The sequence below is a fragment of the Pseudoalteromonas luteoviolacea genome (assembly GCF_018100925.1).
GTDB classification, from domain to species: domain Bacteria; phylum Pseudomonadota; class Gammaproteobacteria; order Enterobacterales; family Alteromonadaceae; genus Pseudoalteromonas; species Pseudoalteromonas obscura.
On record NZ_JAGJEH010000008.1, the window covers coordinates 308,791 to 332,861 of the forward strand.

The 24,071-nt window shown below is 42.5% G+C and carries 23 protein-coding genes; 11 read left to right on the forward strand and 12 right to left on the reverse strand.

Annotated features, from left to right (window positions below; all coding sequences use genetic code 11):
* Nucleotides 1–73 precede the first annotated feature (73 nt).
* From ftsE to J8M00_RS18770, 6 genes are all read left to right on the forward strand, one after another.
* Nucleotides 74–778, forward strand: coding sequence for a cell division ATP-binding protein FtsE (gene ftsE, locus J8M00_RS18745; protein ID WP_211012037.1), 705 nt, complete (start codon nt 74–76; stop codon nt 776–778).
* Complete coding sequence (ftsX, locus tag J8M00_RS18750) at nt 775–1,761, forward strand: permease-like cell division protein FtsX (protein ID WP_211012038.1); 987 nt, start codon at nt 775–777, stop codon at nt 1,759–1,761. Before ftsE ends, ftsX begins: the two co-directional genes overlap by 4 nt.
* Before the next feature lie 232 nt (nt 1,762–1,993).
* Nucleotides 1,994–2,857 carry an RNA polymerase sigma factor RpoH gene (gene rpoH, locus J8M00_RS18755; protein WP_211012039.1) on the forward strand — a complete coding sequence of 288 codons (864 nt, stop codon included), beginning with the start codon at nt 1,994–1,996 and terminating at the stop codon, nt 2,855–2,857.
* Between the two features lie 133 nt (nt 2,858–2,990).
* A complete protein-coding gene (locus tag J8M00_RS18760; protein WP_211012040.1) occupies nt 2,991–3,695 on the forward strand; it encodes a 1-acylglycerol-3-phosphate O-acyltransferase in 705 nt (234 codons plus the stop codon).
* Nucleotides 3,696–3,700: 5 nt separating this feature from the next.
* Nucleotides 3,701–4,036 (forward strand): ribonuclease E inhibitor RraB, encoded by a 336-nt coding sequence (gene rraB / locus J8M00_RS18765; protein ID WP_211012041.1) that lies wholly within the window; start codon nt 3,701–3,703, stop codon nt 4,034–4,036.
* 152 nt (nt 4,037–4,188) lie between these two features.
* A complete protein-coding gene (locus J8M00_RS18770; RefSeq protein WP_211012042.1) occupies nt 4,189–5,442 on the forward strand; it encodes an HD-GYP domain-containing protein in 1,254 nt (417 codons plus the stop codon).
* Here the strand turns inward: J8M00_RS18770 and J8M00_RS18775 are convergent.
* On the reverse strand, nt 5,402–5,725 hold the full coding sequence (locus J8M00_RS18775; RefSeq protein ID WP_211012043.1) for a hypothetical protein: 324 nt from the start codon (nt 5,723–5,725) through the stop codon (nt 5,402–5,404). The two genes, J8M00_RS18770 and J8M00_RS18775, sit on opposite strands and share 41 nt — an antisense overlap.
* Before the next feature lie 255 nt (nt 5,726–5,980).
* Between J8M00_RS18775 and J8M00_RS18780 the strand changes: the two genes are divergently transcribed.
* On the forward strand, nt 5,981–7,246 hold the full coding sequence (locus J8M00_RS18780; RefSeq protein WP_211012044.1) for an outer membrane protein transport protein: 1,266 nt from the start codon (nt 5,981–5,983) through the stop codon (nt 7,244–7,246).
* 49 nt (nt 7,247–7,295) lie between these two features.
* Here J8M00_RS18780 and mutS read toward each other — a convergent pair whose 3' ends face one another.
* Nucleotides 7,296–9,875 carry a DNA mismatch repair protein MutS gene (gene mutS / locus J8M00_RS18785; protein ID WP_211012045.1) on the reverse strand — a complete coding sequence of 860 codons (2,580 nt, stop codon included), beginning with the start codon at nt 9,873–9,875 and terminating at the stop codon, nt 7,296–7,298.
* A 22-nt stretch (nt 9,876–9,897) separates the two neighbouring features.
* Here mutS and J8M00_RS18790 point away from each other — a divergent pair, with 22 nt between their 5' ends.
* Complete coding sequence (locus tag J8M00_RS18790; RefSeq protein WP_211012046.1) at nt 9,898–10,389, forward strand: CinA family protein; 492 nt, start codon at nt 9,898–9,900, stop codon at nt 10,387–10,389.
* Nucleotides 10,390–10,454: 65 nt separating this feature from the next.
* Nucleotides 10,455–11,504, forward strand: a complete 1,050-nt coding sequence (recA, locus tag J8M00_RS18795) for a recombinase RecA (RefSeq protein WP_023398896.1) — start codon at nt 10,455–10,457, stop codon at nt 11,502–11,504.
* A gap of 107 nt (nt 11,505–11,611) precedes the next feature.
* Here the strand turns inward: recA and trmL are convergent, their stop codons facing one another.
* Nucleotides 11,612–12,076 carry a tRNA (uridine(34)/cytosine(34)/5-carboxymethylaminomethyluridine(34)-2'-O)-methyltransferase TrmL gene (gene trmL / locus J8M00_RS18800; protein WP_023398897.1) on the reverse strand — a complete coding sequence of 155 codons (465 nt, stop codon included), beginning with the start codon at nt 12,074–12,076 and terminating at the stop codon, nt 11,612–11,614.
* Between the two features lie 262 nt (nt 12,077–12,338).
* On the opposite strand from trmL, the gene J8M00_RS18805 reads away from it, so the two are divergent.
* On the forward strand, nt 12,339–13,235 hold the full coding sequence (locus J8M00_RS18805) for a cation diffusion facilitator family transporter (protein ID WP_284136792.1): 897 nt from the start codon (nt 12,339–12,341) through the stop codon (nt 13,233–13,235).
* On the opposite strand, the gene J8M00_RS18810 is transcribed toward J8M00_RS18805, so the two are convergent.
* Genes J8M00_RS18810 through J8M00_RS18820 form a run of 3 tightly spaced genes read right to left on the reverse strand, consistent with a single transcriptional unit; the run spans nt 13,190 to nt 16,204 of the window.
* Nucleotides 13,190–14,146, reverse strand: coding sequence for an alpha/beta fold hydrolase (locus J8M00_RS18810; protein WP_211012047.1), 957 nt, complete (start codon nt 14,144–14,146; stop codon nt 13,190–13,192). The two genes, J8M00_RS18805 and J8M00_RS18810, sit on opposite strands and share 46 nt — an antisense overlap.
* Nucleotides 14,146–15,516, reverse strand: a complete 1,371-nt coding sequence (locus J8M00_RS18815; RefSeq protein ID WP_211012048.1) for an ATP-binding protein — start codon at nt 15,514–15,516, stop codon at nt 14,146–14,148. The genes J8M00_RS18810 and J8M00_RS18815 overlap by 1 nt, the downstream gene beginning before the upstream one ends.
* Nucleotide 15,517: 1 nt before the next feature.
* The gene (locus J8M00_RS18820) at nt 15,518–16,204 is read right to left on the reverse strand and encodes a response regulator (RefSeq protein WP_211012049.1); all 687 of its coding nucleotides are present in this window, start codon (nt 16,202–16,204) and stop codon (nt 15,518–15,520) included.
* Between the two features lie 302 nt (nt 16,205–16,506).
* On the opposite strand from J8M00_RS18820, the gene J8M00_RS18825 reads away from it, so the two are divergent.
* Entirely contained in the window at nt 16,507–16,995 is a 489-nt protein-coding gene (locus tag J8M00_RS18825; RefSeq protein WP_211012050.1) for a Spy/CpxP family protein refolding chaperone, read from the forward strand.
* Between the two features lie 39 nt (nt 16,996–17,034).
* Here the strand turns inward: J8M00_RS18825 and J8M00_RS18830 are convergent, their stop codons facing one another.
* The 6 genes from J8M00_RS18830 to J8M00_RS18855 all read right to left on the reverse strand — a co-directional run bounded on the left by J8M00_RS18830 (nt 17,035) and on the right by J8M00_RS18855 (nt 23,954).
* Complete coding sequence (locus tag J8M00_RS18830) at nt 17,035–18,108, reverse strand: PAS domain-containing protein (RefSeq protein ID WP_211012051.1); 1,074 nt, start codon at nt 18,106–18,108, stop codon at nt 17,035–17,037.
* A 217-nt stretch (nt 18,109–18,325) separates the two neighbouring features.
* Nucleotides 18,326–19,588: a hypothetical protein gene (locus J8M00_RS18835; protein WP_211012052.1), complete on the reverse strand. Its 1,263-nt coding sequence runs from the start codon at nt 19,586–19,588 to the stop codon at nt 18,326–18,328.
* Between the two features lie 314 nt (nt 19,589–19,902).
* Nucleotides 19,903–20,139: a helix-turn-helix transcriptional regulator gene (locus J8M00_RS18840; RefSeq protein ID WP_023398905.1), complete on the reverse strand. Its 237-nt coding sequence runs from the start codon at nt 20,137–20,139 to the stop codon at nt 19,903–19,905.
* Nucleotides 20,140–20,840: 701 nt separating this feature from the next.
* Nucleotides 20,841–22,706 carry a 1-deoxy-D-xylulose-5-phosphate synthase gene (gene dxs, locus J8M00_RS18845; RefSeq protein ID WP_211012053.1) on the reverse strand — a complete coding sequence of 622 codons (1,866 nt, stop codon included), beginning with the start codon at nt 22,704–22,706 and terminating at the stop codon, nt 20,841–20,843.
* Nucleotides 22,707–22,819: 113 nt separating this feature from the next.
* Complete coding sequence (gene ispA / locus J8M00_RS18850) at nt 22,820–23,707, reverse strand: (2E,6E)-farnesyl diphosphate synthase (RefSeq protein ID WP_211012054.1); 888 nt, start codon at nt 23,705–23,707, stop codon at nt 22,820–22,822.
* A gap of 4 nt (nt 23,708–23,711) precedes the next feature.
* Nucleotides 23,712–23,954: an exodeoxyribonuclease VII small subunit gene (locus J8M00_RS18855; protein ID WP_023398908.1), complete on the reverse strand. Its 243-nt coding sequence runs from the start codon at nt 23,952–23,954 to the stop codon at nt 23,712–23,714.
* Nucleotides 23,955–24,071: the final 117 nt, after the last annotated feature.

The window sequence follows — 24,071 nt, forward strand, 5'->3', positions numbered from 1 at the left end:
GTTAGAAAGCGCCCACTTAGTCGAGGCGCTTTTTAACTTTAAGGATGGAGCGCATGCATTTTGTAGGTCGCATATGATTAAATTTGAACAAGTAAGCAAAACTTACCCTGGTGGTCACCGAGCTCTAGAAAAAGTAAGTTTCGAGCTTGGCAAGGGTGAGCTGGCCTTTTTAACAGGCCACAGTGGCGCAGGAAAAAGCACGCTACTGAAGTTGATAAGCTTAATGGAGCGCCCCTCTGCAGGAAAAGTATCTATTAACGATGTCGATTTAAACAGTATCTCCAATCGCCAAGTCCCTTTTGTTCGTCGTGATATCGGTATTATCTTTCAAAACCATCGATTACTTGAACGTTATAATGTTTTCGACAACGTTGCTCTACCTCTGGTAATTGAAGGTACACACAGAAAGCATATTACTAAACGTGTTCATGCCGCATTGGACAAAGTTGGGTTATTGGACAAAATAAAGTGTCAACCTAGTACATTGTCTGGAGGAGAGCAGCAACGAGTCGGTATTGCCAGAGCAATTGTAAACTCTCCGCCTTTGCTGCTAGCAGATGAGCCAACAGGTAATTTAGATCCAGAGTTATCAATGGAAATTTTAAGCTTGTTTGAAGATTTTAATCGTCATGGTACATCTGTGCTTATCGCCACCCATGATTTGGGTTTGATTGCCCGTATGAAGTACCGTAGCCTGACACTTGATCATGGTCGCATGCTGCAAGACCCTCTAGCCATTGACCCTCTTAAAGGTGACTTTATCGGGGGGACACTATGAGTTTGTTATTCAAAGGCCGCGGTAACCAAGTTAATAGCCAAGATAAATCTTTGGTTTTAAAGTTGTACTTTTTTGTACTGACCATTTTCCGGCACGGTATACACAGCCTCGGTGAGATGTGGCGCACACCCATGGCCTCTATGATGACGATTTTGGTTTTGGGCTTAAGTTTAACTTTACCGACAACGTTGTATGTAGTGGTAAAAAATGTCCAGAAAGTCAGTAGTGGGTTTCAAGAAGCGGCAGAGATATCTCTGTTTGTAAAAGAAGAGACGAGTGCTCAAGAGACTCAAACATTGGTAAAACGACTAGCGCTTTACCCCGAAGTAGAATCGGTCAGCTTTATTTCTCAATCTCAGGCATTAGAAGAGTTCAAGCAAATCTCGGGCTTTGGCCAAGCGTTAGATTATTTAGAAGAAAACCCCCTGCCCAGTGTGGTATTGGTGACACCAACCAAGCGTCACCGAGGCGCTGAAAGTGCTCAAGTATTATTAGAAAAACTTGAAAGTGAGCGTGAGGTTGAGTTTGGTAAATTAGATATTGAATGGCTTGAACGCTTGAATGCACTGCTTGGCTTATTAAAAGAAAGTGTCTTCACAGTGGGAGTCTTATTGCTAAGTGCTGTGGTGTTGATTATTGGCAATACTATACGCTTATCGATTATGGACAAAAAAGAAGAGATCCAAGTATTGAAGCTTGTCGGGGCAACCAATACCTTTATTCACACTCCTTTTTTATGGACAGGGATATGGTACGGTATTGTTGGAGGATTGGTCGCTTTTATATGTGTTGTTTTGATGTTGTGGTGGCTCGAGTCTGCTGTATCTCTTGTTGTTGGTGTTTACCAAAGTAACTTTGTATTGGAAGGATTAAACCTCTCAGAACTGTCTCTCTTGCTTATGTTAGCTATTTTTCTCGGTTTTATCGGATCCTATCTATCAGTACAAAAATATATCCGAGAGATCGAGCCTGAAAAGGTGTAATTTTTATTGTTTAGCAGACTTGTTTGAAACAAGTCTGCGTTGATTTCCCCGCTACTTGCTACCACGTTAAAAATCAGTGATTATTAACCCTTTAAATATCAATGGTTTATTTGTTCATTTATTGTTAATAATAAAAAGCTTGATCTTTGGTCAAGAAAAGTAGTAGATTGCAGTTAGCACTCTAAGGGTTAGAGTGCTAAAATAGACTAAGAATTTATCACTGAGGTGAAAAATGAGTAAAGACACATATGCAATGGCATTAACAGTAGGACAGCAAAGTGCAAGTATTGAAGGGTATTTGCAGGCTGTTAGCACTATCCCTATGCTGGATGCTGAAAAGGAACACAAGCTTGCAACTCGTCTTCATGAAAATGGTGACTTAGATGCAGCGAAACAGCTCATTATGTCTCACCTCAGATTTGTAGCGCACATCGCAAAAAGTTACTCAGGGTATGGTTTACCACAAGCAGACCTTATTCAAGAAGGTAATATTGGTTTGATGAAAGCGGTAAAACGATTTAATCCTACTGTAGGTGTTAGATTGGTTTCTTTTGCCGTACATTGGATCAAAGCCGAAATCCATGAATATGTACTTAAAAATTGGCGAATTGTGAAAGTTGCTACTACTAAAGCACAGCGCAAGTTATTTTTTAACCTTCGTAAAAACAAAAAGCGTTTGGGTTGGTTCAACCAAGAAGAAGTAAGTACTGTGGCTTCAGAGTTGGGTGTTAGCGAAAAAGAAGTACGTGAAATGGAATCTCGCATGAGCGGGCAGGACATGGGCTTTGATTTAGGCTCTGATGAAGATGAAGGTACGCAAAGCGGCAACTTCTCACCAGTACAATACTTAGCAGATTCGAACAGTGATATTGCTGAAGTGATCGAAGAAGAGCAGTTTCAGCAGCAGTCACAAAATCGCTTGTTGGCAGCAATGAAAACGCTAGATGAGCGCTCTCAAGACATTGTTGCTGCAAGATGGTTAGCCGAAGACAAGGCCACACTACAAGACTTAGCTGATAAATATAGTGTTTCTGCTGAACGCGTTCGCCAGCTAGAGAAGTCAGCAATGAAAAAACTACAGGCTGCTATGAGCTAAGACTCACTAGTAATAATTCTAAGAATACCGCCCCAATAATGGGGCGGTATTTTTTTGTGTCATAAAAAATTGAGCTTACAAGTGTACGCTTATTTGATTATAATACACCGTTCAAGTTATAGGAGCGCTGAGTTTGTTAGCTTTATTACGAATTTTGGCTATGGCCATATTTATTGTTTTTAGTTGTATTTTTGGTTTGGCGCTATGTATTGTCAGGCCGTTTCACCGAAATAACGTGCATATTATCGCCTCTTGGTTCGGCTCTATGGCTAAAGTCATCGGTGTAGATCTGGTGATAGAAAGAGAGCCCGGCGTCGCCAAGGTTGGGCCTGCACTGTATGTGGCAAACCATCAGAACAACTATGATTTGTTCACATTGCCAGCTGTAGTGCCACGCAATACAGTGAGCATGGGTAAAAAAAGTCTGAAGTGGATCCCATTTTTCGGTCAGCTTTATTGGTTATCGGGCAATATTTTAATTGATAGAGCTAACCGCTCAAAAGCTGTTGGTACGTTGGACAAATCAGTTGAGAAGATCAAACAGAAAGGCTTGTCACTGTGGATGTTTCCCGAGGGAACTCGTAGTTATGGCCGCGGGCTTTTACCTTTCAAAACAGGGGCTTTTCATGCAGCCAAGAATGCTCAGGTTCCCATTATTCCAGTCTGTATGAGCTCGACTCAAGATAAAATTAAACTAAACCGCTGGAACAACGGTAAAGTGTATATTTCGATGTTGGCCCCAATTGAGTTATCAGATGATTGCTCTGCAAGAGAGCATGCAAATAGTATTCATGCTAAAATGGCCGATAAAATCGCACAATTAGATAAAGGTGAATAAAGCTGATGGAAAATTGGCAAGAGATCAGTGAAGACATCGTAGAATCACTACTTGAAGATGGTTCTAACCCGGAAAAACTTTACGAAGTAGAGCACCACTTTGTATGTGAGGACTTTGATAAACTGGAAGAGGCGGCTTTAGCGGCCTTTAAGCTCGGTTATGATGTTGAAGAGCCAGCAGAGCTAGAACTTGAAGATGGCGGAAAAATCTGGGGCTTTGATATTGTTGTAGAAGCAGAGCTCAACGCAGAAGTTATCATGGAGGATGTCTCTAAGTTGGTAGCCGTTGCTGAGCAAACTGGCGTTGAATATGATGGTTGGGGTACTTACTTCCAAGATTGATCACGTCTCGCTTTTAGCAAAAGAAAGAAATGGATTTCTCTCTACCTCTATTTACTAATCCTTTATTCTTGTATTTATATCTAGTAGTAGACAATTTAGTCGTAACTATGCATATTATTGCGGTTTGATTAAAAAAGCTTCTCTAAGGAACCATGCACGCAACTATTCCCATCAGTGAACTTGTACCAGGTATGTTTGTAGATAGTGTCCACAAATTAAAATCTGATGCAGAAATTAAATTAAAGTCACGAGGGATGGTGCGTAATTCGGCGATTATTTCCAAGCTTGAGGCTGATGGCGTACTCGAACTTAATATTGATGTTGCCCAAAGCCAAGTACCAGTGCCTGAGCGCTTTATCAGTGCGCATGTTGCCAACGTAGAAGGAAAGCATATAGGGCTGCAGGATGAGGCTGTTCAGGGAGCTGATGAGGAGGTACTATTAACTTCTCATGGCAATCAAGCTTTACCTACAGCAGAGGTGTTTTCAGCTGCATTAAATCAGTTTGAAGTGCAAAACAAAAAACTACAATTGCTTTACGGCAACATCTTAGGTGGTGAAGCGCTGCAGATGCATCTCGTTAATGATATTTGTCAGGAGATCATTGCTTCAGTTACTCAACACAGCAATGTTATGGCGATATTGACGCGACTAAAAGACAAACGGAGCTTTAGTTGGCGTCATATGATCAACAGCACAATTTTGATGACTATATTTGCCAAGTATTTAGGCCTTAAACCACATGTTGTCGAACAAATGGCGATGGCTGCAATGCTACACGATATTGGTAAAAGTAAAGTGCCACAGAGCATTCAAGAGAAAAAGTCACCGCTGACTGAAAACGAAACGCGTCACATGCAAAAGCATGTTGCTTATTCAGTTGCAATGATAAAGGAAGAAAGGGGAGTAACTCCATTGATTATCGACATGGTAGTGAATCACCATGAGCGACTAGATGGCAGCGGTTTCCCAAGAGGGCTGGATGGGGATCGGCTTAGTAAAGCTGCAAGGGTAATGGCAATTGTGGATACTTATGCAACACTCACCACACAACAGCCGGGTAGCAATGCGATAGAGCCTGTCCACGCACTTAGGTTCTTACTCTCAAATAAAAACCAGTTTGATGCTGTGCTTGTGCAAAAATTTATAAAATGTATTGGTATTCATCCGGTGGGCACAATTGTGAAGCTGACCAATGATCGTTTGGGGCTGGTTATGGCTGGCAATGATGCTTTACCGACTTCCCCCGTTGTAAGAGTATTTTACAACGTAAAGCATATGCACCAAGTGACATTGAAAGATTTAGATCTAAGTGCGAGAGATGATGTGAAAATTGTCGCCAATGTTAAACCTCTCGATTATCAAATTAATTTATCCCGTCTGTTGCAAGAGAATTTGCTTGTTTAGCTTGTTTGCAACGCTTTAGCTTTTGCACTTTTGCAGACAACAGCGCACCTGCTAGACAACTAGACATCAATACAATCCAGAGCAATGTGCCTTTTTCGCTATGTAGTGCAAAGCAACAGCAAGCTAGTGCAGCCAAAGCAGCAAGAATAGCGCCCAGCCAATAATGATTAACGGGGTTGTCACATTGTCCTGCTCTTTGACAGGCACAGTAATTTGCTTTGCATAAACAGTACACGCTGACGCCTGAAAACAGCAGCGCTGCCATAATCAATAACACCATCATGGTATTTCTCCTCACATTGATGGCAAAGAGTATATGTGAAACTCGCCTTTGGTTCAATGATATTGAGAATTAGTCTCATTTAATGTTTTCTCTGATGTGATTGAATTGTGGTCTGACTTGTTATTAAAAGTAATTAAAAGTTTTTATTTTGCGCAATCAGCTAGGTAAAAGTGTCAAAGTTGAAGATTTTTAATGTATGTTTCTGTAGTGTGTCGAGCCATTAATTTTATTGCAATTCAAAATTAAGAGGCAAGAATGAACAGAATTATGGTTGCACTATTAGGTGCAGGTGCAATGATCACATCCACGCATAGTTTGGCTGCTGCGTTTCAGTTAGCCGAGCAAAATGTGTCGGGTTTAGGTAGAGCATATGCAGGAGAGGCCAGTGTAGCAGACGATGCATCGGTAGTTTCTCGAAATCCAGCACTAATGAGTAAATTACAAGGAACACAGGTGAGTGTTGCTGCCATGTATGTAAAGCCTGATGTTAGCTTACAGGGCATTAGTACTAATAATGGGGTACCAGCATCAGCGCTGGATAACAACAGCATCGCGCCTAGTGCAACTGTACCGAGTGCGTTTGTCACTACACAGCTCAATGACAAATGGTCGCTAGGTGGTGGTATGTACTCTCAGTTTGGCCTCGCAACAGAGTTTGATGATAACTATGTTGCCGGTCAAATCGCGGGGGAAACGGAAATTGTGACCATTAACTCTGGCATTGCAGCCTCTTATCAAGTAAATGATAAGTGGACCTTGGCACTCGGCCTGAACCATGTTTATGCTGATGCTAAAATCTTAAGAAACTTAGGCGCAAACAGGCTGGGTATTTCAAGTAATACCGAAGTTGTCAATCTTGAAGGAGACGACACAGGGTTTGGCTGGAATGTAGGCGCAGTCTATAACATTGACGCAGACAATCGTTTTGGTTTCCATTATCGAAGTGAAACAGATATCACTTTTAAGGGCACTTTCAGCAATCAGTTACCGGCAGTCGCCCCCTTCAATGGCACGGCTGGAAGGGCTTTATCTGGCAGCGTCGCGATCACGTTGCCGGCTATTGCAGAGGTATCCGGTTCTCATCAGTTAAATAAGCAAACCGCACTGCATTACAGTATTTTGTGGACTGGATGGAATAGCTTTCAGACACTGGCGGCGAATGTTGATAACGTAGGCACAGTGTTTAGCAAAGATGAGAACTTTAGTAATTCACTACGCTACTCGATTGGCACAGATCACCAGTGGAGTGAAGATTTAAAACTGCGAGCGGGTTTTGCGTATGATGAATCACCTGCAGATGAACATCATATGTCTATCTCTATTCCGGATACAGATCGCGTTTGGTATTCGTTTGGTGCTGAATACCAATTGAGTAAAGTTGCGAGTGTAGATATTGGTGTGAGTATTATTCGTGGCAAAACTCAGCGTTTTGTTGAAAAAGACAACTCGGGTAGTGAGTGGGGCTTTAAATCAAAAGGCCATGCATCTGTATTTGGTTTACAGTACAACCACACACTTTAAACACTGAGTTGGTTTGAAATAAAAAGGGCTGCATTTGCGCAGCCTTTTTTTATAGTTTGTCTTTTAATTGATAAAGCAATGCATGCGCTTGCTTTGGTGTAAGATCATCTGGATCGATTGACTCAAGGAAACGTTCAACTTCCGATGGTTCTGGACTCAAAACAAGGTTGTGTTGCTGAGGTGAACTGGCTGGTGTACTGTCTACGACACTTTGATGTTGTTCGAGCAGAGTAAGCTTTTGCTTGGCGAGCTTGATGACTGCTTTTGGTACGCCAGCCAAGCTTGCTACTTGTAATCCAAAGCTTTTGCTCGCTGCGCCATCAAGTACAGTATGTTTAAAAGCAATAGTATCATTGTGTTCTACTGCATCTAAATGAACATTGACTAACCCTGACTGCTGCTCAGCAAGTTCGGTCAACTCAAAGTAGTGAGTTGCGAATAAGGTTTTTGCTGAAATCCTATTTGCTAAATAATCAGCAGTGGCGTATGCAAGCGATAGACCGTCATAAGTACTTGTGCCTCGGCCTATTTCATCCATCAATACTAGAGACTGCTCTGTTGCATTATTTAGAATGGTTGCCGTTTCTGTCATTTCGACCATAAATGTTGAACGGCCGGAAGCCAGATCATCGCTGGCACCAATACGTGTAAAGATACGGTCAACTTGGCCTATTTGAGCGCTGCTTGCAGGTACAAAGCTGCCTATATGAGCCATTAACACGATCAGTGCGGTTTGGCGCATGTAGGTTGATTTACCGCCCATATTTGGACCTGTGATCAACAGCATTTTTCTTTCTTTGCTCAGATGAACAGGGTTTGCGATAAAAGGCTCATTGCTGACGTGTTCCACGACAGGGTGACGACCCGCCTGGATATCAATTCCGTCGGCCGATGTCAGTTCAGGTTTGCAATAGTCTAGTGTCTGGGCGCGCTCAGCTAATGTATTGAGCACGTCTAAATCAGCAAGTGCAGCGGCCATTGTTTGTAACTGTTCTAGATAAGGTGCAATTAACTCGAACAATTGTTCATACAATTGTTTTTCTAAAGCCAGTGCTTTTGACTGGCTACCAAGCACTTTGTCTTCATGCTCTTTTAGCTCAGGAATGATGTAGCGTTCATTATTTTTCAGAGTTTGGCGTCGGATGTACTCAGGCGGCGCGAGATGAGCGCTGGCCTTACCAATCTCAATGTAGAAGCCATGTACCTTGTTATAGCCGATTTTCAGAGTGCTAATGCCGGTGCGTTCGCGCTCGCGCTCTTCAAGTTGATCGAGGACATCAGTCGCGCCTTCACTCAGCGCGCGCCACTCGTCTAACTCGGCATTGTAGCCTGTTGCTATGACACCGCCATCTCTTATTAATACAGGCGGGTTGTCTATGATCGCACGCTCTAATAAATCTTGTAAATGCGGTAGCTCAGGAGATTGGGCCTTGATCTGCTGAATGCGTACATCATTACTCTCGTTGAGAAGTTGATGAAGAGGTGGTAGTGCTTGAAGGGCACTGCGAAGACGAGTTAAGTCTCTCGGCCTAGCATTACATAGAGCAAGCCTTGCAACTACACGTTCAATATCCCCAATTTGGCGTAAAGCATCGTATAATTCCATGCCTAAATGCATATCAATGATGCTTGAAATGGCATTTAGACGACCGTTTAGCTCATCTCTGTCTCTGATCGGCGTATGAATGCGACGTTTGAGCAATCGAGAACCCATAGGGGTGGCAGTTTTATCTAGTACTTGGGCAAGCGTATTGTCGATAGAGCCAGATAAATTTAGAGTCAACTCTAAGTTTTTTCGTGTTGCCGCGTCGAGAATAACGGCGTGCTCATTTTTTTCCAGCGTAATTGCTCTTATGTGGGGCAATGCTGTGCGTTGAGTATCTTTGACGTATTGCATCACGCAGCCAGCCGCAATTAAGCCCGCGGTTGCATTTTCAACACCGAAGCCAATTAAATCTTTGGTTTCGAATTGTTGGCAAAGCAAATGCCTTGCTGTATCTAAATCAAACTCCCAGTCTGGACGACGGCGGCTACCTTTGATCTGCTCAAGTACAATGAGATTTTGGAATGATTCTGGGTATAAAAGCTCGGCCGGTTGCAAACGTTGCAAAGTTGAGACCAGTGCTTCATCTGTAGTGAGCTCGACAATATTAAATCGACCGGAGTTGATATCTAAATAGGCAACACCATATTTGCTTTTGTCTTGCCACACGGCAGCAAGCAGATTGTCTTGACGCTCTTGCAACAGCGCTTCATCGGTGACTGTACCGGGAGTGACAATGCGCACTACTTTACGCTCAACTGGTCCTTTGCTAGTTGCAGGATCACCGACTTGCTCACAAATAGCGACTGACTCGCCCATTTGCACGAGCCGTGCAAGGTAATTTTCAACCGCATGATAAGGTACGCCCGCCATAGGGATAGGGTTTCCACCAGCTTTACCGCGGTGTGTTTGCGAAATGTCGAGTAATTGTGCCGCGCGAACGGCATCATCGAAAAATAATTCGTAGAAATCACCCATACGGTAGAATAGCAGGATCTCTTGATGTTGGGCTTTGATCCTAAGATACTGCTGCATCATAGGTGTTTGTTGCTTTATAGTATGTTCAGAATAAAGATCTAATGACATGCTTCTACCTAAGGTTTTTTGTATGGAAATACACACTAAAATCGCCGCTCTTGCGGCACAATTGGGCGCTATTCTAACGAATAAAAGCTTCGTGATCACTACCGCTGAATCTTGCACGGGTGGTGGAATTAGTTATGCGCTCACAGATACACCTGGAAGCTCTGCCTATATCGATCGCTGCTTTGTGACTTATAGCAATGAAGCTAAGCATGAATTGTTGGGCGTATCACAACAAACGCTAGTTGAGTATGGGGCTGTTAGTGAACAAACAGTTATAGAGATGGCGGCGGGGGCGAGAATAGCTGGTAACGCCGATGTCGCAATATCGGTATCGGGCATTGCTGGGCCGAGTGGCGGCAGTCAAGACAAACCAGTGGGTACTGTATGGTTTGCAGTAGATATACAGGAGAATACACATACATTTATCCAAGTATTTCCCGGAAGTCGAGCAGAAGTTAGATTGCAAGCCATTGAATTTATTTTAGAAAAAATAATTTCTTTAATAAAACAGTAAAAGGCTCTTGATACTGTAATTCTATACAGTATACTTGTTCGCATTACGCTAGATTGGAGAAACAGATGAACGATAACAAACAAAAAGCATTAGATGCTGCATTGTCGCAAATTGAGCGTCAATTTGGTAAAGGATCAATCATGAAGCTGGGTGATAGCCAAGCTTTAGACATCGAGTCAGTATCAACTGGTTCATTGGGACTGGATATTGCTTTGGGTATCGGCGGTCTGCCAACTGGTCGTATTGTTGAAATTTATGGACCTGAATCATCAGGTAAAACAACCTTAACACTGCAAACTATTGCACAAGCGCAAAAAATGGGTAAAACCTGTGCGTTCGTTGATGCAGAACACGCTCTTGACCCTGTATATGCAGAAAAACTGGGTGTTAATGTTGACGAATTATTGGTGTCTCAACCTGATACTGGTGAGCAGGCACTAGAAATTTGTGACATGTTAGTGCGCTCAGGTGCAGTAGATGTGGTCGTCGTTGACTCGGTTGCAGCGCTAACACCAAAAGCAGAAATTGAAGGTGACATGGGTGATTCTCACGTTGGTCTTCAGGCTCGATTAATGTCACAAGCATTGCGTAAGTTGACTGGTAACATTAAGCGTTCAAACACACTTTGTATCTTCATCAACCAAATCCGTATGAAAATTGGTGTGATGTTTGGTAACCCTGAAACAACCACTGGTGGTAACGCACTTAAATTCTATGCATCAGTACGTTTAGATATCCGCCGTATCGGCTCTGTGAAGGAAGGCGATGAGGTTGTAGGTAACGAAACGCGTGTTAAGGTTGTAAAAAACAAGGTTGCACCGCCATTTAAGCAAGCAGAGTTCATCATCATGTATGGTGAAGGCTCTTCAAAGCAAGGTGAATTGATTGATCTTGGTGTTAAGCACAAGTTAGTTGACAAAGCAGGTGCTTGGTTTAGCTACAATGGCAATAAGATTGGCCAAGGTAAAGCTAACTCAATTAAGTTCTTAAAAGAAAACGTAGCGATTGCTGACGAGATTGAAGGCAAGTTACGTGAAATGTTGCTACTTCAAGCGACAATTAAAGATGAAGAAGGCGAAGATAAAGGCCTTGCAGACCTAGAAGATCAGCTATAACACTTCCTATCTAGCGCATTTTCTAGAGTAAAAAGCCGCTTTTAAGCGGCTTTTTCGATCCTCGGTGTTTGTCTATGTTAAACACTGATAAGTCTTTGCTTGCTAGGTTACACTGCGCCGTCAAAGTCGAATTGTCGCCAAGATTCATAGACAAAAACAGATACAGCGTTGGATAAATTCATGCTGCGGCTATCTGGCTTCATTGGAATTCTGAGCCTTTGTTCTTCAGGTAGCGAAAAGATAATTTCCTCAGGCAATCCTCGTGTTTCAGGACCGAATAGTAAGGTATCGCCAGCTTGGTATTTTGGTGCGTGATGGTATGCTTTACCTTTTGTCGTACAGGCAAAAACGCGCTTTGGTTTGCGTTGCTCCAAATAAGCTTCGTACGACGGGTAGCGTTTTACTTCACTGAATTCATGGTAATCCAGTCCTGCGCGTCTTACTCGTTTGTCGTCCCAATCAAATCCCAGCGGCTCAATTAAATGTAATGAGTAGCCTGTATTGGCACATAAACGAATGATATTACCCGTATTTGGTGGGATCTCAGGTTGATATAAAACGATGTCTAACATGATTAACCTCTAACTCAATTTGAGCGCAGTATAGCTTATTGGACGTTGAGCAACTAGGAAATAAAGCCAGTTGTATGAAGCGTTATATTTTGGAGGTCATCAAATATATAGCATAGTCTGTATGTTTGCAGTGTGGTTGCTATTTACCAAAGAGGAGCACTAAATATAGGTAAATCAATGTTTTTTTGATGCAAAGTTTCTATCTAGCGATTAAATTATCGTATGATGAGAAGGTGGTCTTCTGCGTTATTAAGGGGGAAGTGTGGCGCAAAACTATGATGCATTAGTACGTTTTTCCAGCATTTTTACCATTGTAATGGCTGGTGTAATGATTGCTGCAAAAGCTTGGGCGTGGTTGTCTTCGGGCAGCGCAGCCATGTTGGGCTCTTTGACAGACTCGATGTTGGATGTGACGGCATCACTGATGAGCTTTTTTGTTTTAAGCTATGCGCTTCGTCCTGCGGATGACGATCATAGATTTGGCCACGGCAAAGCCGAGGCGCTGGCCGGGCTTGGTCAGGCGGCATTTATTTCCGGCTCAGCATGTTTGCTTGCTTTTCATGGGGTAGAGCGCCTATTTAACCCCGTTGATATCAATCAAAGCTTGTTGGGTGTGTGGGTAAGTTTGTTTGCTATTATGTGCACTTTGTTGGTGGTTGTCGTTCAACATCAAGTGGTCAAACGGACACAATCGCTCGCCATTAAAGCAGATTCAATGCATTACAAAGGGGATATTCTTCTCAACATTGCGGTGTTGATCGCTATGATGCTCAGCCATTATCACATCGGTTGGGCTGATCCTGTATTTGCAATTGGTGTCGCGATATATTTACTGTATAACTGCTGGGGGATTGCGCGTGAAAGTGCTGATCATCTTATGGATAAAGAGCTCCCTGAAAGTGAAAAGGCAGACATTATTGCCATCGCCAACTCCCACGCGGCAGTATATGGCGTTCATAATCTAAGAACGCGGCAAAGTGGTAAAGTAAAGTTTGTACAACTCCATCTTGAACTTGACGATGATATGCCGTTAATGGAAGCGCATCAAATCGCTGACGAAATTGTTGCTCGGATCCAAGCTAATAGCGAAGGCGAAATAGACGTGTTGGTACATCAAGACCCTGTTTCTTTGAGTGTGACTGACTCGGCAAACTCATAACATTGGGTTAAAACAGCCTGACGGATCGCATCTATTTCACACAGGAGTTCATGTTTACCCGGATAAGTTTTTACGAAACACTGCTCTTGCCGTGCTGCAAAGCGGCTATGTGCATCACTATTTACAATGCTGTCATGCTCTGCGCTGGCGATGCTAATTGGGATTGATATTTGTTGTTTGTTAGTGTTTGCTGTTTCCGCCAGTGCAGCATAAAGCCAACCAAAGCTCACCCCCCCCAATTGCAATACATTGCAGGTATCATACAGTGATCTAAATTGTTGATATCGTACGCTGCAGCCTGTGAGTTCATTGTCAGAAAAAGGCTTTGACTGGTAAGGTTGTTGGCCAATAGCAAACTGTTGAGATTGGCCAAGTTTACAAGCAGCATTGGCCACCCACTTTGCAAACCATACCGGATAGGGTGCTGTATTGATTGCAAACATTGGTGCAGATAAAAATGCGCCTTTGGCGGTCGTGTTTGGTGTATGAGCAAGATAATTTCGTACAATAGCGCCACCCATGGAGTGGGCTAAAAATAGCCAATTGTTGGTATAGGGGAGTACTTGTTTAGAAATGATTTGCTCGAGCACTTCTCTATATTGTTTAAAATGATCTATATGGCCTATCTGTCGATTCGCGAGTAATCGGGATGAGAACCCTTGGCCAGGGTGGTCAAAGGTGACGACCCCAATATTATTATTGCCAAGCTCCCACAGCAGTTCTTTATATTTGTAGGCACTTTCGATGCGACCGTTTACCAACAGTAAGGTGTATTTTGCGTGTTTAGGAATTTGACGTAGATAAAATATCTCGCCAAATGGGGTCGTTATATTCCCTTTGGTGCATGATTGCCAATGTTGTTCAATGGCTGATTGATTGTCGATAAGTGAAGTACTGTGACTATAAAACATTAGGGTTGCTGCAATGGAATTGTTAAGGTCACACTCAGACCTTGCTGATTTTTAAACTCAATATGACCATGATGCACTTTTATCGCATGTTGTGCAATTGCCAAGCCCAGTCCAAATCCACCCATTTTACTGCTATCAGGTGTTCTCGATTGAGAGGCTCGATAAAAAGGGATACACAACTTATCTAGCATTTCGTCACTGACACCGGGACCATCATCACAGACATGGATTACCAAATTTTGCTCTTGAATATGGCAGATAATACTTACTTTAGAAGTTGCGTATTTTAATGCGTTGCGAATAATGTTCTCTATCGCCCGATTGAGTAAAATGGCATCGCCATGTATTACCACTTCTGGTAATTCATTGGTGCTCAATAGCTTGCTGAGTTGTTGGCTTTCAAACTCGGCATCGTTAATGATGGGAGTCAGCAAATCAAAAAGAGAGATAGGGTGAGGTTCAAAATGATTGTTCCCTGATTCCAGCTTGGAGAGTTGCAAAATATCACTTAGCATATGCTCTAACAGTTGAGACTCTTTTTCTATTCGCTGTAGGTAACAGTCAAGATCGCCGCTCGCTTTGCCCGCAGCAATACCTGTTGCCATTTGCAAGCGGGTGAGCGGAGAGCGAAGTTCATGTGAAATATCTGCGAGTAAACGTTTTTGGCTGAGCACTTGGGATTCAAGCTGTGACGCCATCGTATCGAAGTCCTTTCCCAATTGCCCCAGCTCATCTTGGCGACGGATATCTACGTTAGCACGTGCATCAAGTTTTCCATGAGCAAGTTTTGCGGCGGCCAATTGTAGTTGCCGGATAGGTTTGAGTAGCCCTCTGGCAAACCAATAACTGAGTAACATACTCGCTAGTAACAATACCAAGAGCTTCAACCATTGTGGCATTAGCCGGACTTTCAAAAATAGGTCACCTTCACGATTGTCTAGCACCATAAATAGCTGGAACTCGTCACCACGAAGTTGAACTTTTAATGGGCCATATGCGCGAAACTTCTCGGTATTGATGACCTTGGGCTCACCATCAATCGCAAAGTTTAAAAGTGCTAAGTCATACTCATACAAGGTTTGTGTACTGACAAGGCTTTTCTCTGCCTCACGGTGTTTTAAGTAAACTTTGGCACGCCTCGCATGTCGCCGATTGGAGATTACATGTTCAATTGATTTTTCTGGCGCTCGCTCAATATGTCGCTTAAGTGACTTTTTAAGGTGGAATAAGTTTTTTAGCATTGGTGGTGAAATATCTTTTGTCGCCAGCATGTCTGGCTGTAACAAACTGATGCTGATCAGCAGCAAAATTGTGCACAGGACAGTCAGCCAGAACCAAAAAAATACTTTAATTGCTAAAAACTTTTTCATATTAAGCCGTTAAAAAAATATACCCAGATCCACGTAAGGTCTTAATAAATGTATGACTACTGTGTTGAGCCAGTTTTTTACGTACATTGCTGACGTGCATATCAACGGAGCGATCGTATGCAACCAATGGACGCCCGAGAACACTTTGACATAGAGTTTGTTTACTGACGACTTCCCCGGCAGCTTTCATCAACTGGTATAACACTTCGTACTCTGTTCCCGTAAGCGAAATAGGATGGTTGTTTAAACAGACCGTTCTTGAAGCCATATCCAATATTAGGCCATGTATTTCTAGTTGAAGATGTGAATTGTTTTGTGTGAGGTGCGCGACGCGGCGAGTGATGGCTTTGATCCTAGCGAGTAACTCTCTGTGATTGAAGGGCTTAGGTATATAATCATCGGCTCCTAGTTCAAGGCCAAAGATACGGTCAAAATCATCGCCTTTTGCAGTCAACATTATCACTGGCGTCATCTTTTGTGCTCTTAGCGCTTTAAGTACTTCAAAACCATCTTTTTTGGGCATCATTACGTCTAACAGTATGACTGCATATTCATTTGTTAACGCACTTTGTAGACCCTGTTCCCCATCATATTTGCACTCGACGGTGAATTGCTCTCCCTCTAGGTATTCGGATAGCAGTTCACAAAGCGATTGGTCATCATCGATGATCAGGACAGAAGTACTCATAAATCTTTTTAACCTATTGTTGGAGTATTCATTTTACTTAACTATAAAAGGCTTCGAATTGAATTTACACTTCTTTACTCATCATGACGGTAAATTGTCAGGTTTAATATTGTTTGCACATTTTTAAGGAAAATAACGGAGGTGAGAAGTCTTGTTAATTACTTTTGACAAAACTTTACGTAGGCTTGACGTTGCTTTTCTTTCGGCTTGCTAAAGTAAACCCTGTCGTTAAACAGGACGCTCTCAATTAAAAGGAGTAAGAGCGACTTATCGCATACCAGCAATCAACCGGAGATACTTTGATGAATAAATTAGCCAGCCTATTACTAGCCAGTTGTATGAGTGTGGGTATGATCCCACTGAGTGCTTTAGCAGGTGACGCAAACGGTCATGAGCTTAAAGCAAAACATCACCATATGAAGCCGTTTGCACATTTAGAAAAGCGACTATTGTCGGAAAAAGCCATACGTCACCTTGCATTGACGCAAGAGCAGCAAACAAAATTAAAGACAGTTTTTACTACTTATAAAGCGCAGCTAGAAGATTTAAAAGAGTCTTACCCAGAGAAACCGCGGCAAGCATTTAAGTCAATCATCGAAGCTGAAACTTTTGATAAAGCACAGGCTCAGTTGTTGCTAGAAACACACTCACCAAAAAAACAGGCATTTATGCTGACTATGCTGGAAGCGAAGCATGCTATCCATCATATTCTCACAGAGGAGCAGCGCGACAAAATTGCGAAAAGAAAACGTAAATTCCTTGCCAGAATGCATCACAAAAACGATCAGTAAAGCCTATTTTTGGCCGAACACAGCTGTTCGGCCAAACTCTTATTTAAGAAACAATAGCAGTTGGTTCCCAGCTGCGATGGTATTGTTTTCACCTTCGAAGATATTGCTCGTATTTTTGCTAATTACGGCTCCATCCAACCACTCGTAAACTTCTTTGTTGAAGGTAACCAACATTTCAACAGGAAAGTCATAGTCAGTTGGAAGTACCATTAGTACATTGGCAACTTCATCTATGATCAGCGCACCATCGTTAAACTCGACGCAAAAGTACAGGTTGTTCGCGACTTCCTTAAACCCGTTGGCAATGTGCTCTAGGCGCTCTTTGCTTTTTCCTTGGGATTGCAATAATCCAAGCTCAACGTCCACTTCTTGAATAGATTCGACCAGTGAAGAAACGTCTTCGTCCTCAATGGGGTTTTCGCGCCAAAAATCATCTGCACTGAGTACGCCTTTGTCTACCTTGTGTCCCAAAGCCCCCATTTCATCTGGGGAAAAGTCGAAAAAGGCATCTTCAAATAAGTCTGCATTTTCGTCAGTTCTCAGCCCACCTGCATAAATTTTTTGATTGTCTTTCAATGATTCTAAGACGTCTTTGCTCTGCGCGTCTTTGTCTTTTTTGGTGGTTGAAAGGTAAAAATCTTTAAAGCTCTCATTACTTTTCTTAACTTGCTTCGCTAGGCGGTGGAAGTTGCTTAAATCCTTTTGCATTGAGATGTAATGAGTGACGTCACCCTGCTCATTTTTAATTTCAGAAATATTCCACTCCACAGGGTACATGCTGCCATCTTTGCGGTAATTAATAGATGCGCCATAAAAAAAACCTTTTTCTTGTAATGCGGGAGTGAGTTTATCTATTACCCGTCGATTACTTTTTGGCCCTTGTAGTATTCGAGGGGATGTTCCTACCAACTCGGCCAGTTCGTATCCGGTATGGCGACAAAATACAGGGTTTGCATAAATGATCCGATAACCTGCACTTGGATCTGCATCGGTAATCACTATTGCGTGATGAGAATGCATTAGGATTTGTTTTAACAACTCCAATGGAGAGCATTCGTTAAGCATTTGACTAAAAAACAGCATTTCTTCCATGTTTTTGGATTGGTGTGGCATGAGCAGGCCTTTATGTGGCTGTACAGTTGGATCTAAGTATTGTCTGGAACAGTCAAAAAGCCAAAAAATAGCAGAAAAACGCACAAAGTTACCCCTCTTCGATAGAAGAAGGGCAACAGCAATAGAGATTTAATTTTTGACAAATCTTGAAAGTAAAGAGGAACTACGAGACCATGGAATGCCGGGCTTTCAAGGTTTTGTCTTGCTATCGTCTATATTATTGGCCTCGTTTGGATTGATATTGGATTGCCGGAAAGCTTTCTAAATGCTGGATAAGCGCGGTTTGCGTACCTGTATTATTTAGGTATAAATCGATGAACTGCAAACTGGTTGAGTTTACGATTTCTGTGACTAGGTAAGGATCTATACTTCCCAAGTATGCTTGGTTTCTATCTTGTGGAAAAACATAGGGGTAGTCAGAAAAATCCCAGTGTAGAGCACCGTCAATTTGCATCATGTAGGTGTCGGCGAGTTGTTGTTTGAATACTACGCTGTGGTCCGCACTTAACGGCAGTTCCGAGTGCATCATTAAATACGGCTTTGTAGAGGGCACGGTCGGCGATAAATTAAAATGGAGTCCGTCAAAATTGATGGCTGCTTTGCATTGATATACCTGTTCGCAAAAGGCAGCTACAGTTGGGCCACCAAATGAGAGTCCAACGGCGGCTAAACGGGATAGGTCAAATTTACCTTTAAAGGTTTGTAGGTGTTCGCCCAGATAATGCATCCCCCAATATTGTCCATATTGTAGGCGAGTCATTTGATCAAGTGCGAAGTGCATATCATCAACCCAAGTGCTGAGTGCTTTTCGATCGCCCTCGGTCCAACTCATCAATTGGTAAACGCGCGCGACTTGTTCATCACTGAGCTCAATACCGGCCAAAGAGTCTAGCTCGGCAACCAATTCATCAAAGTTAACATCTGCTAGTTCACTAATATAGAAGTCATTCGCTCGCGCATCTGGGTCATATGTGGCACTGCGATTGTGGCTTTGGGTGACAAACTGAGCATGGTGTGGGTGGCCTACGCTGACCACAATGTAGCCCTTTTGAGCCAGCTCGATCATTAATATTTCTTTGTCTTCCACAGTAGATTGATAACCGTGCGAGTACATCACAATAGGAAAGGGGCTTGAGTGGTTGGCAAGAGGCGCATTTTTATATAATTCAAAAGGTAATGTTTTTAGATATTGGTGTAATTGCCGATCAAAGTTGGATGGAGTAGCAGTTGAATAAGGGAATTGATCTGTGTGGTAGTGTAGGTAGCTAGTATTTTCCGGCGCAGAGGTCGTGGTTGGGTACCAAATCTTGATCAGTATATCGCGATAGTCTGCATAATTTGGCGTTAACTTTTCCGTACGGCTGTAATCTGTTGCGGTAAAATAAGTCACACCAACTGAGTAGTTTGTTGCAACTGCGTAACCGCTGAAGAGGGTAACGTAAAGCAAATAAAATATGCTTGAGATTGAGTGCTTGAACATAGTAACTTTCCTTATCATGTTGTATCGAAATCTATATTGATAAAAATATTCATTTAAATGCAAGTGCGATTTTGAGGTTGTTTATTGAGCTAACGATAAGGTTTTATTTTTCAGGTATTTGATAAACATGAAACTTTATCAATTTAAAGGGCGTATAAGTGTTAATCGTTTTGGGTGGTTAAGAGAGTAGACGGAGAGACGATAAATATAACAGATGAACTCGGCGATATAAGGAAGCAAACCAATGCACTCCTGAAATAGGTTCTAGCGCATCAGAACCTATTTTCAGAATTAATAGATAGCAGCATAAGCAGTTAAGAGCTTTGGTGGCTTCTTATTTTTGTAATTAACTCGCTGAGATCAATAGAGCAAAATGCACAAATGGCAAAAAATTGATTTAGCTTTGGTTGCCCTACATCTCTTTCCCAGTTTTCATAGGTCTTACGACAAACACCGAGATGTTTTGCCATGATTGCGGTTGTTACCCCTTTTTTCTTACGCAGTGCTCTTAGATCATCACCTGTAATATATCTTGCAAAAAAATCCACCATTTCCTCTTCCTTTTAACACCTATTCCGTTACTCAGTTACAATATTTAAAAGACAACCATGTATGACAAGTGTGATTGGCTCTAATCGGTACTCACTTGGTAACAATCTAAAAGTTGTTCTCTAGCTGTTTAACCAATTCAGCGCACAGAGCTATCCAGCATGCTCAATTACTATTGGCGCATAAACCATGGGCTACAAAGTACTAACTTCGTATATGAGCTGTAATTTTCACAAATTTTTATCACATTAAATTAATACTGTCTATTGTTCATGCAACAATATGAAATGTTTCATAGAGGGCAAATTTTCCCCTAAGAAGCTATTTAATGAGTAGTAAAGTTCACAGTCTCATTTTACTGATTTTATACTTGCAGCATGTTCGTTGCTTTTAAAATGCTCGTTTTATGTTTTGATACTTATGTATCACCATGATTATATTTGTTTTTTAATGATTATATTAATTTTTCACCAGTTTTTTCACAGCCATGGTTTTTTAGGTGATGAGGTAATCACAGAATAAAGAGAAAGCCTTAAAATACATGTCAAAGTCACAATGTCGGGTGTTTATTGTTGTTAATTAGGCATTAATTGAGGGCTGATACGCTTTACAATGTAATTATTTTAGCGCTGTGATGCGGAGAAGGAGCTGGGATTTGGGTTTAAAAGTAGAGTGACAGCTTATGCAGCCACCCTACATCAAATTAACTGGCAATCCAGCTAGTTGCAGTTGCTAGGATCCCTTCGCTGTCGAGGCCCATTTCGCTGTGCATTTGGTCTTGTGTACCGTGTTTGATAAATTCATCAGGAATACCCAAGTGCTTTACCGGGCGCGCAATATTTTGCTGTGCTAAAAACTCACTGACAGCACTGCCTGCTCCGCCTGCGATGGCATTGTCTTCAAGGGTGATGAAGTGCGTATGAGTTTGTGCCAGAGTGGTTATCAAAGACTCATCCAGAGGCTTTACAAAGCGCATATCAATAAGCGTTGCATCCAGTTGCTGTGCAACACTGCGTGCGTTGTCCAGTAATGTCCCAAAGTTTAAGATAGCCAGTTTCTGGCCCTCTCGGATGGTATTCGCCTTACCTATTGGTAATTGGACCATTTCTGGGCTTGGCTCAACGTCACCAGCGGAACCTCTTGGGTAGCGCACTGCTGCGGGTTTATCGAGTAAATGCCCAGTGTAGAGCATTTGTCGACACTCATTGAGATCACTCGGAGCCATAATTACCAAGTTGGGAATACAACGCATAAAGCTTAAGTCGTAAGCACCTTGGTGTGTTTCTCCATCAGCACCAACGATACCAGCTCTATCAATTGCAAATAAAACGGGCAGATCCTGAATTGCCACGTCATGAATCACTTGGTCGTAAGCTCGTTGTAAAAAGCTTGAGTAGATGGCGACAACAGGGTTGAGTCCTTCGCATGCAAAGCCTGCCCCCAACGTAACTGCGTGCTGCTCTGCGATAGCAACATCAAAGTACTGACTTGGGTGTTCTTTAGAAAAGCGTACCATACCAGAGCCTTCGCGCATTGCTGGCGTGATGGCCATTAACTTAGGATCTTGCTCTGCCATATCACAAAGCCAATCACCAAATACCTTGGAGAATGTAGGGGCGCTGGGTTTCTTTTTAGGAAGGCTGTGCACACTTGGATTGAAGTTGGGCACCGCATGGTAACCGATAGGGTCAGCTTCCGCGGGTTGATAACCTTTACCTTTTTGAGTTTTGACATGCAGCAGTTGCGGACCTTTTAGGTTGCGCATATTTCTCAGAGTATCTACCAACATATCGACATCGTGGCCGTCGATAGGGCCGATGTAGTTAAAGCCTAGTTCTTCGAAGAAGGTACCAGGGATCACCATGCCCTTTAGGTGCTCTTCCATTTTACTGGCAAGTTCTTTAACTGGGGGGACGCCTGACAGCAGTTTTTTACCGCCTTCACGTATATTAGTATAAAAACTGCCGGATAAAATACGGGCGAAGTGATTGTTCAATGCACCAACGTTCTCTGAAATAGACATTTCGTTGTCATTCAAGATAACCAGCATATCTGATTTAACATCACCAGCGTGGTTCATCGCTTCAAAAGCCATGCCCGCAGTCATTGCGCCATCGCCTATCACTGCTACAGTCTTTCGGTTTTTCCCTTCTTTTTCAGCAGCAATGGCCATAGCAAGCGCTGCCGAAATCGATGTGCTGGAATGGCCAACACTGAAGGTGTCAAATTCGCTTTCTTCGCGGTATGGGAATGGGTGCAAGCCATCTTTTTGGCGAATGGTATGCATTTGTTCTTTACGACCAGTCAAGATTTTATGTGGGTAGGCTTGATGGCCCACATCCCAAACGAGTCTATCAACTGGGGTGTTGTATACGTAGTGGAGTGCGACGGTAAGTTCAACGGTACCTAAACCTGACGCTAAGTGGCCACTGCTCTGTGATACAGAGTCTAATAAATAGCCTCTCAGCTCTGTACTAAAGTCATTCAGCTTGTGCTGAGGTAACTGTCTTAGCTGTTGAGGCTGATCAACTAATGCCAATAATGGATACTTGCTACTATCAAGAGTCATATTATTTGTAATATCCTTAGCAAACCTTGCCCAATTATATACAAAGCTTGCCGATAGTTTTATAAATTTAAAAGGAACTTGTCATTAAATAGTCATTTAGGTCGGTGCGAATATCAATGATCTCGAGCGATTATATACCTTGCTAATTCTGCAAGTAGGCGCGTATCTGCATCAATGTTATCCAATGCAGCTAGCGCTTGGGTGATAAGCGTTTTCGCTTTCTCTTTTGCCCCTTCCATGCCCAGTAATGCCGGGTAAGTTGACTTATTGTGTTCTAAGTCTGACCCTTGAGGTTTACCGAGAGTGTGTGTATCGCCTTCAATATCAAGAATATCGTCTTGGACCTGAAACGCTAATCCAATAGCTAATCCAAAGTCCTTTAACTGACTACGTGTTAAATCTGTTGTGTTTGGCGCACAAAGTGCCCCTAATTCAATGGCGCAATTAAGCAGTGCACCGGTTTTTAATCTGTGTATGTGTTCAAGTGCTTCAATGCTGATCTGCGTGTTTGTTGCGGCAATATCCAGTGCTTGCCCTCCAACCATACCTTGCAATCCAGAGGCTTGTGCCAATGTTTTAATCATAGCGAGCTGCTGCTGAGCTGGGATATCAAATTGGTGTGATGCAAGTAATTCAAAGGCCAGTGTTTGCAATGAATCTCCGGCCAATATCGCCTGAGCTTCATCAAATGCAATGTGGCAGGTTGGTTTACCACGTCTAAGATCATCGTCATCCATTGCAGGCAAATCATCATGAACCAGAGAATAGCTGTGAATACACTCGACGGCTGCTGCGGCAATATGCAAATCTTCAATATTGGCACCGAGCATTTCGCCTGTGGCGTAAACTAAAAAGGGCCGCAGTCTCTTTCCACCATTACTAATAGAGTAGAGCGCAGCTGCTTTGGCCGTTGGATCAGTATCCAAGTCTTGTTCAAAATAAGCGTTTATGGTTTTTTCAACATCTTGTTTGGCGATGCTTAATCTTTGATGTAATTCCACGCAGTTAATCTACCTGATCGGAAAACTCGCTCGGCGCGCTAGCTTCGTCATTGGCGAGTAAAATATTGACTTTCTGTTCTGCTTGTTGAAGTTTATGGTTAGAGGCCTGAGTGAGCTTAATTCCTCTTTCAAACTGTTTTAGGGATTGCTCTAACGTTAGCTCTCCGTGTTCCATTTCTTGTACAATGGACTCGAGCTCGTTGACAGCTTCTTCAAAGCTCATATTTTCCGGTTTTTTGACTGCCATATTTTTATTCACTCTCAAGCAAAACTTTAGGAAGCCAATTTTATGGGTTATAAAGATTGAGGTCAAAGTATCTGATAGACTTTTTTATTGGCTATCATTGCAAAATTGATCTGATAG